The 8,494-nt window shown below is 76.7% G+C and carries 5 protein-coding genes; 1 reads left to right on the top strand and 4 read right to left on the bottom strand.

Annotated features, from left to right (window positions below):
- Nucleotides 1-215: 215 nt before the first annotated feature.
- Nucleotides 216-383 (bottom strand): hypothetical protein, encoded by a 168-nt coding sequence (locus tag IF99_RS34310; RefSeq protein ID WP_199806491.1) that lies wholly within the window; start codon nt 381-383, stop codon nt 216-218.
- Between the two features lie 528 nt (nt 384-911).
- Between IF99_RS34310 and IF99_RS0113575 the strand changes: the two genes are divergently transcribed.
- Entirely contained in the window at nt 912-2,249 is a 1,338-nt protein-coding gene (locus IF99_RS0113575) for a serine/threonine protein kinase (RefSeq protein WP_030996702.1), read from the top strand.
- A 78-nt stretch (nt 2,250-2,327) separates the two neighbouring features.
- On the opposite strand, the gene IF99_RS0113570 is transcribed toward IF99_RS0113575, so the two are convergent.
- The 3 genes from IF99_RS0113570 to cobT all read right to left on the bottom strand — a co-directional run bounded on the left by IF99_RS0113570 (nt 2,328) and on the right by cobT (nt 8,323).
- The gene (locus IF99_RS0113570) at nt 2,328-3,164 is read right to left on the bottom strand and encodes a TrmH family RNA methyltransferase (RefSeq protein WP_030996701.1); all 837 of its coding nucleotides are present in this window, start codon (nt 3,162-3,164) and stop codon (nt 2,328-2,330) included.
- Nucleotides 3,165-3,214: 50 nt separating this feature from the next.
- Nucleotides 3,215-4,447, bottom strand: coding sequence for a uroporphyrinogen-III C-methyltransferase (gene cobA / locus IF99_RS0113565; RefSeq protein WP_030996700.1), 1,233 nt, complete (start codon nt 4,445-4,447; stop codon nt 3,215-3,217).
- A 123-nt stretch (nt 4,448-4,570) separates the two neighbouring features.
- Nucleotides 4,571-8,323 (bottom strand): nicotinate-nucleotide--dimethylbenzimidazole phosphoribosyltransferase, encoded by a 3,753-nt coding sequence (gene cobT, locus IF99_RS0113560; RefSeq protein WP_030996699.1) that lies wholly within the window; start codon nt 8,321-8,323, stop codon nt 4,571-4,573.
- Nucleotides 8,324-8,494 lie beyond the last annotated feature (171 nt).

Genomic DNA, 8,494 nt, shown 5'->3' with positions numbered 1-8,494 from the left:
GGCGGAGGACGGGCGCTCCCGGGGGCGGGCGGGCCGGGACGAGTGGTGGCGGGGCGGGTCCCGGCGGCAGCGGGCGGGAAAGAATGATGCCCGCGCGGCTCCCCAGCCGCGCGGGCATCTGTTGCCGTCCGCCGCACCCCCGTCCCCACGGGGTTTCACGGGCATTGATGTCCCCGCCCGGACCGCTCTTCCGGGCCCGTGACGCTAACCGCGCGTCACGGCATCATGCCCACGGACGACGCCTGGAGGACCACTGCGTCCCAGCCGCCGAAGACGACCACGAGCAGGGCTGCCAGGGGAAGGACGATGGCGGCGGCCACCAGGGGGTGGCGGCGCGCGGGGCGCGTGCGGGCACGGGGTGCTTCGGGCACGGTCGTGGCCATCGGTCCTTCTCCTGCCGAAGGTGTCGGTCGAGGGAGCGACGGGGGCGTGACCTCGGGGGGATGGGTGGCGCTCCCGTCGCTGTGCCTCCATCCTCGCCCCCTGGACAGAGGGGGGTCGTCATGCCCTCGTACCGAATGCCTGGCCTCCCCCAGGAGGACGGCGGAAGGGTCCCCTACTCCCCTGGGTGGAGATCGTCTGGGGGACTCCCCTGAGGACCGTGATGTGGGTCACGGGTGGAAGGGGTGGTTCCGGAGGGTCGGACTGGGCGGAGGCCGTTCGCCGGGCGGGTGGGACGGCGCTCCCGCGGCACCCGGTGGCAGTCGCCGTGGCCGGTGAAAGAGCCCGCAGCCTGCGGGAATTGGCCGAAGAAGGGGGTGCGGCCGGGCGGGTGAAGGACCGTCATGGTGAGCGTCTTTCACCCGCGCGTCCCGCGAAGACAATCGTTCGGTCACGGAGGGCGCGGCCTCAGCGCGCACCGGCGTGGGGAAACGTAAGCTGTGGCTCGTCAGTAGTAACGGGCAGCGGGGATGGACATGACGATGATGCGGCTCCGGCGCGAGGACCCGCGTGTCGTCGGCTCGTTCAGGCTTCACCGGCGACTCGGCGCGGGCGGGATGGGCGTCGTCTACCTGGGCTCCGACCGCAAGGGCCAGCGCGTCGCGCTGAAGGTCATCCGCCCGGATCTGGCGGAGGACCAGGAGTTCCGCTCGCGTTTCGCCCGTGAGGTCTCGGCGGCCCGGCGTATTCGCGGAGGCTGTACGGCACGGCTCGTGGCGGCGGACCTGGAGGCCGAGCGGCCCTGGTTCGCCACGCAGTACGTACCGGGCCCCTCCTTGCACGACAAGGTGGCCGAGGAGGGCCCGCTGACGGCCGCCGAGGTGGCGTCCGTGGGCGCCGCGCTCTCGGAGGGGCTCGTCGCGGTGCACGAGGCGGGGGTCGTGCACCGGGACCTCAAGCCGTCCAACATCCTGCTCTCCCCCAAGGGCCCCCGCATCATCGACTTCGGGATCGCCTGGGCGACCGGGGCGAGCACCCTCACGCACGTCGGAACGGCGGTCGGCTCCCCCGGCTTCCTCGCGCCCGAGCAGGTGCGCGGTGCGGCCGTCACCCCCGCGACGGACGTCTTCGCGCTCGGCGCGACGCTCTCCTACGCGGCGACCGGCGACTCCCCCTTCGGGCAGGGCAGCTCGGAGGTCATGCTCTACCGCGTCGTGCACGAGGAGGCGCACCTGCGCGGCGTCCCCGACGCGCTCGCGCCCCTCGTGCGGGCCTGCCTCGCGAAGGACCCCGAGGAGCGTCCCAGCACACTCCAGCTCTCGCTGCGGCTCAAGGAGATCGCCGCGCGCGAGACGCAGCACCCCGGCAGCACGCGCGGTGCGGGACAGCGCGAGGTGATCGAGCGGCCCACGGGACGGCTCGCCGAGCAGTACGCCGAGCAGGCGACGCAGCAGCGCCCGGTGACCCCGGCGCCCCGCGGGCGGCGGCGGCCGGAGGCGGCCCCGGCGCAAGCCCAGCCGCGCGGCGAGCGTCCCGCGCCGACGCGGGACGGGCGGCCCCGCTCGGCCGGTACGGGCGGGGGGCGCGGCGCGCGGCGTCCCGGCCCCGGTACGCAGGGCGGCGGCCCCGAGACCCGTCCGTCCGGCGCCGAGCGGAGCCCCGTCGCGGGCCGCCCATCGCGCGCCCCCGGCGGGCAGCAACGGCGCACCGGCAGCGGCCGGGCGGGCGGTGCGAGCCGCCCCGGCACCCGTACGGGGGCGGGCCGCCGCCCCGCCAACCCCCGCCTGCTGCGGCAGCGGCTCGTGGTGTTCTTCGTCGTGACGCTGATCGTGGCGCTCGGGATCATGCTGGTGCAGGGGCTGACCTGAGGGGAGCCGCTCCGGTGCTCGCGGGAGGGATGGCCTTCCCGCGAGAACTCCTCACGGGCGCCGCCCCGCGCCCGTTCCTCAGCCGCCGGAGGGGGCGAGTGCGTCGCCGTCCCCCGCTCGCGTCGCGTAGAAGACCACCGCTGTCGCCGCCGCGACGTTCAGGGAGTCGATGCCCGCCCGCATCGGGATGCGCACGTGCACGTCGGCGGCGTCGAGCGCCGCCGGGGTGAGCCCCGGGCCCTCGCTGCCGAAGAGGAGGGCGAGGCGGGGGTCCTGGCGGGCGACGAGGGCGTCGAGGGTCAGGGAGCGGTCCGAGAGGCAGAACGCGGCGAGGGTGAATTCGGCCCGCTTGATCGTGTCCGCGTCCTTGGGCCAGTTCTCCAGCCGTGCGTACGGGAGGGAGAAGACGGCGCCCATCGAGACCTTCACGGCCCGGCGGTAGAGGGGGTCGGCGCAGCGCGGGGTGAGGAGCGCGGCGTCGACCCCGAGGGCCGCCGCGTTGCGGAAGGCGGCGCCGAGGTTCGCGTGGTCGACGAGGTCCTCGAAGACGGCGACGCGCCGCGCGTCCGCGAGGACGGTCTCGGGCGCGGGCAGCGGGGTGCGGTGGAGCGAGGCGAGGGCGCCGCGGTGGACGTGGTAGCCGGTGACCCGCTCGGCCGTCTCGGGGCTCACGAGGTAGACGGGCGCCTCGCTCGCGTCGATCACGTCGGCCAGGGAGGCCAGCCACTTCTCCGTGAGCAGCATCGAGCGCATCCCGTGCCCGGCGTCCAGCGCGCGGCGCACGACCTTCTCGCCCTCCGCGATGAAGAGCCCCTCCTCCGGTTCGCGGCGGCGGCGCAACTGGACGTCGGTGAGCGAGGTGTAGTCGCGGAGCCGGGGGTCCGCCGGGTCGTCGACGCGTTCGGGTACTGCCACGGTGTGCCGCCTCGGGTCGTGCGTACGGAAGAGGTGTGCGGGGCCGCCGGTCAGGCGTCCAGGGCGGCGACGGCGCCGACGACGATGACGGCCGGGGGGCGTACGTCGTGCGCGCGGGCCGTCTCGGCCGCCGTCGCCAGGCGCGCGTCGACGCGGCGCTGGGCGGCCGTGGTGCCCTCCTGGACGAGCGCGACCGGGGTCTCGGGGTCGCGGCCGTGCCGCACGAGGGCCTCGGCTATCGCGCCGAGCTTGTCGACCCCCATGAGGATCACGAGCGTGCCGCGCAGCCGGGCGAGCGCCTGCCAGTCCACCAGCGAACGCGGGTCGTCGGGTGCGACGTGTCCGCTGACCACGGTGAACTCGTGCGCGACACCCCGGTGCGTCACGGGGATGCCGACGGCGGCGGGCACGCTGACCGCGCTGGAGATCCCGGGGACGACGGTGCAGGGGATACCGGCCTCGGCGAGCGCCTGCGCCTCCTCCATGCCGCGTCCGAAGACGAAGGGGTCGCCGCCCTTGAGGCGGACTACGGACTTCCCCGCCTTGGCGTGCGCGATGAGCGCCTCGTTGATCGCCTCCTGCGCCATCGCGCGCCCGTACGGGATCTTCGCCGCGTCGATGACCTCGACGTGCGGTGGGAGTTCGGCGAGGAGGTCGCGGGGACCCAGCCGGTCGGCGACGACCACGTCGGCCTCGGCGAGAAGGCGGCGTCCCCGCACCGTGATGAGGTCGGGGTCCCCGGGACCGCCGCCCACGAGGGCGACCCTCGGGGTCTCGCCGTTCCCCTGTCGCGGCACGGCGACGCGGCCCTCGTCGAGCGCATGCACGAGGGAGTCCCGCACGGCGGCGGTGCGGCGCGGGTCGCGCTCGGCGGGCTCGGTGGTGAGGACGGCGACGGTGACGCCCGCGCTGTGCCCGGTCGCGGGTGTCCAGGCGCTCGCGGCGTCGGCGTCGTCGCTGCGGACGCACCACACGCGGCGCTCCTCGGCCTCGGCGGACGCGGCGGTGTTGGCCTCCGCGTCGTCGGTCGCGACGATCGCGTACCAGGCGCCTTCCAGATCACCCGCGCGGTAGCGGCGGCGCTCCCAGCGGATCTCCCCCGCCGTGGCCATCGCCTCGACGGACGCGGTCACCGTGGGCGAGACGAGGAGCACGTCGGCGCCCGCGGTGAGGAGGGCGGGGAGCCTGCGCTGGGCCACCTGGCCGCCGCCGAGGACGACGACCTTGCGGCCCGCGAGGCGGAGTCCCGCGGGGTAGGCGGGGTGGCTGGCGGCGGAGGGCATGGCGGAGCGGCTCCTTGCGGGGCGGGGGGAGGGGCGGTGCGGCGTTGCTCCGCGAGGGCGAGTTTACGGGGTGGGGCCGGGGCGGTCCGGAGCCGTCCTCGAAGGCGGCTCCGGACCGGAGGGCTACTTCTCCGTGACTCCCGCAGAGTCGAAGGTGGCCACCTCGTGCATGGCGCGGGCCGCGCTCTGGACGAGCGGGAGGGCGAGGAGGGCGCCCGTGCCTTCGCCGAGGCGGAGGTCGAGGTCGACGAGGGGGCGCAGGCCGAGGCTGTTGAGTGCCGCGACGTGGCCCGGTTCGGCGCTGCGGTGGCCCGCGATGCACGCGGCCAGGACCTCGGGGGCGATCGCGCGGGCGACGAGGGCCGCCGCTCCCGCGCTCACGCCGTCGAGGACGACCGGGGTGCGCAGCGAGGCGCCGCCGAGGAGGAGACCCGCCATGGCCGCGTGTTCGAGCCCGCCGACGGCGGCGAGCACGCCGATGGGGTCGGCGGGGTCGGGGCGGTGCAGGTCGAGCGCGCGGCGGATGACGTCGACCTTGTGGGCGTGCATCTCGTCGTTGATGCCGGTGCCGCGCCCGGTGACCTCGGCAGGGTCGGTGCCGGTGAAGACGGAGATGAGCGCGGCCGACGCGGTCGTGTTCGCGATGCCCATCTCGCCGGTCAGGAGCGCCTTGTTGCCGGCCGCGACGAGGTCGCGGGCGGTCTCGATGCCGACCTCGATCGCGGCGGTGACGTCCTCGCGGCTGAGCGCGGGGCCCATCGTCATGTCCGCCGTGCCCGCCCGCACCTTGCGCGGCAGCAGCCCGGGGGTGGCCGGCAGTTCGGCCGCGACGCCGACGTCCACGACGCACACCTCGGCGCCGACCTGCTTCGCGAAGGCGTTGCAGACCGCTCCGCCGCCGAGGAAGTTGGCGACCATCTGCGCGGTCACCTCCTGCGGCCACGCGGTGACGCCCTGGGCGTGCACCCCGTGGTCGCCCGCGAAGATCGCGACGGCGGCCGGTTCGGGGATGGGCGGCGGCGAGACCCGCGAGAGGCCGCTGAGCTGCGCGGAGATGATCTCCAGCATCCCGAGCGCCCCCGGCGGCTTCGTCATCCGCTTCTGCCGCTCCCATGCCTCGCCGAGTGCCTTCGCGTCGAGCGGGCGGATGCGCCGCACGGTCTCGGTGAGCAGGTCGGCGGGTTCGGCGCCCGGCAGCACGCGGCGGCCGTACGTCTCCTCGTGGACGACCCAGGAGAGCGGGCGCCGCTTGGACCACCCGGCCTGCATCAGCTCGGGCTCCGCGGGGAACTCGTCGACGTACCCGACGCACAGGTACGCCACGACCTCCAGGTGCTCGGGCAGGCCGAGCACGCGCACCATCTCGCGCTCGTCGAAGAAGCTGACCCAGCCCACGCCGAGTCCCTCGGCACGCGCGGCGAGCCACAGGTTCTCGACGGCGAGCGCGGAGGAGTACGGGGCCATCTGCGGCTGCGTGTGGCGGCCGAGGGTGTGCCTGCCGCCGCGCGTCGGGTCGGCGGTGACGACGATGTTGACGGGGGTGTCGAGGATCGCCTCGATCTTCAGCTCGCGGAACTGCTTCGCGCGGCCCTTGGGGAGCGAGGCGGCGTACGCGTCGCGCTGCTTCTCGGCCAGCTCGTGCATCGCGCGCCGGGTCTCCTCGGAGCGGATGACGACGAAGTCCCAGGGCTGCGAGTGGCCGACGCTCGGCGCGGTGTGCGCCGCCTCCAGGACGCGGATCAGCACCTCGGGCGGGATCGGGTCGGAGCGGAAGCCGTTGCGGATGTCGCGCCGCTCGCGCATGACGCGCAGCACGGCCTCGCGCTCGGCCTCGTCGTACCCGGGCGCGGGCGGCCCGGCGGGGGCCTCCGGCGGTACGGGGGCGGAGGCGGTCTCGCTCGCGGCGGGGGCCGCGGCCGGGGTGTCGCTCGCGGGGGCCGCGGCCACGGGGGCGGCGTCGGCGGGCGCGGCCTCGGGCGTGGCGGCCTCAGGCGTTGCCGCCTCGGGCGCTGCGGCCTCGGGTGTTCTGGTCTCCGGCGTCGTGGTTCTGCCGGACGGGCCCTGCTCGTCCTGGGCGACCTCGGGCACGTCCTCCGGGTCCTGCTCGCCGACGGCCCCGGCGGGGCTCGGCCACTGCGCGGCTCCGACGGGGGTACCCGGGAGCTGGGGCAGCGGGGCGGGCGGGGTCACGACGGGGGCGGCGGCAGCCTCCTCGGCGGCGGACTCCACCACGGGCGGTTCGGGGAGCGCGGCGGCGGGCTCCTCCGGAGCGGCGGCGGGCTGCTCGGCGACGGTCTGCTCGGCCGGGACGGGCTGCTCAGCCGTCTCGGGCGCGTCGGCGGCGGGCTGCTCGTCGGGCGCGGGCGCGTCGGAGGGCGCGGGTTCCTCTGCGGGCGCGGATTCGTCTGCGGGCGCAACCTCGGAGGGCGCGGCTGCCTCGTCCGATACCGACGGCTCCTCGGAGGCGACGGGCCCCGCCTGCTGGGCGGGGATCGTCACGACCGGCTCGGGCGCGGCGGGGGCGGTGGCGGGCGCGGCGACCGCCCCGGCAGGCGCGGCCTCCGAGGCGTCGGCCGCAGGGTCGGTCTCAGGCGCAGGCTCGGCGGCGGGCGCGGCGGCAGGCCCCTCCGCCTCGGCGGCCTCCTCGGCGGCGACGGCGGCCTCCTCGGCGACGGCAGCCGCCTCCGGCGCGGCCACCGCTTCCGCCTCGGCGTCCGGCACCGGTTCCGCGACGGCCTCGGGCTCGGCTGCCTCGTCCGGCTCGGCAACCCGCTCCGGCTCCCCGGCCTGCGCCACCTCGGTCAGCGTCGCCTCGGCGGGGGCCGCCTCCGGCTCCGTGGCGGGCGCGGCCTGCCCGGGGGCGTCCGGCTCCGTGGCGGGCGCGGCCTGCCCGGGGGCCTCCGGCTCCGTGGCGGGCGCGGGCTCGGCGGCGGGCTGCCACCCCGACGCGTCCGGTGCGACCGGCGCCGGGGCCGGGGGTTGTGCCGGGACGGTCGTCCACCCCGTACCGCTGTGCGTCGTCGCGTACTCCGGTCGCGGGGCGGCGGGGCCCCGGTCGGCCAGGGTACGGACCGGGCTGTTGCGCGGGTCGGGCAGCGCGGGGCCCATGTGGAGCGGGCGCCGCTGCGGGGCCTGGGCGCGGGCGGGCGCCGCGGCCGTGGTGCGGACCGCCGAGAGGTCGACGGCGCCGCTGTCGCGGCCGTCGGTCTCGTGCGGTTCGGGCACGTGGGGCGGCGCGGGGGCGGCGTCGACGGCCGGGGCCTCCCCCGCCTGGCCCTCCGCCACCGGGGCCGCGTCGACCGGGCCTTGGGCGGTCCGGTCCTCCGCAGCGATCTCTTCAGCGGCAGGCGCATCGACGGTCTGGAGCGGAGGCTCGGGGGCGGGCACGGGCTCGGGAGCGGGCGCCGCGAAAGCCTCCGGCCCGGCGAAGCCCTCGGCCCCGGCGTATCCCTGCCCGTCCTGCTCCCGCGTCACCGCGACAGCGTCCTGATCCGGCTGCTCCAGCGGGGCGACGGGCGCGGCGACCGGGACGGGCGGCACCGGCGCGGGCTGCGGCAGCGGTGCGACGGGCACGGTCTGCGGTGCGGGGGCGGCCTCGGCGACGGGCGGGTGGTGGCCGCCGACGGCCTCCGCGCCGGGCAGTCCGGCCCCGTGACCGCCCGGTGCGCTCTGCTCCGTGGCCTGGCCCTGGTAGACCACCTGCACCGGCTGGGCGAGTACGGGCTGCGCCTCGGTCCAGGCGCCCTGCGCGCCCGGCATGAAGAGGAGGTCGTCGTCCTCGGCCGGAGCTGCGGCGTACCCCTGGTACGGGTACGGGCCCGGCTGTGCCGCAGCCTGCGGCTGCCCCTCGGCCGGGCCCTTGCCGGTGTCCGTCATGCGTACCCCTCGCCCACGTGTCAGCTGTTTCGCTTGTCTCCGGTCGTACCGGCTTCCCGTGCCTTCCGGGACCTGCCGACCGCGGCCGGGTCCTTCCGTTGCTCACCGGCAGGCCGTCCGGCCTCCCACGAGGAGCAACGAGCGCACGCGCCCTGCGGCACGATGCGGGCA

Origin of the sequence: Streptomyces sp. NRRL F-5630, from assembly GCF_000719475.1 — a bacterium.
Lineage (GTDB): Bacteria > Actinomycetota > Actinomycetes > Streptomycetales > Streptomycetaceae > Streptomyces.
This window is presented reverse-complemented; position numbering and strand designations above follow the sequence as displayed.

Coding starts and splice junctions, on each gene's coding strand:
- IF99_RS34310 (WP_199806491.1), bottom strand. CDS start 383: ATGGCCACGACCGTGCCCGAAGCACCCCGTGCCCGCACGCGCCCCGCG.
- IF99_RS0113575 (WP_030996702.1), top strand. CDS start 912: ATGGACATGACGATGATGCGGCTCCGGCGCGAGGACCCGCGTGTCGTC.
- cobA (WP_030996700.1), bottom strand. CDS start 4,447: ATGCCCTCCGCCGCCAGCCACCCCGCCTACCCCGCGGGACTCCGCCTC.
- cobT (WP_030996699.1), bottom strand. CDS start 8,323: ATGACGGACACCGGCAAGGGCCCGGCCGAGGGGCAGCCGCAGGCTGCG.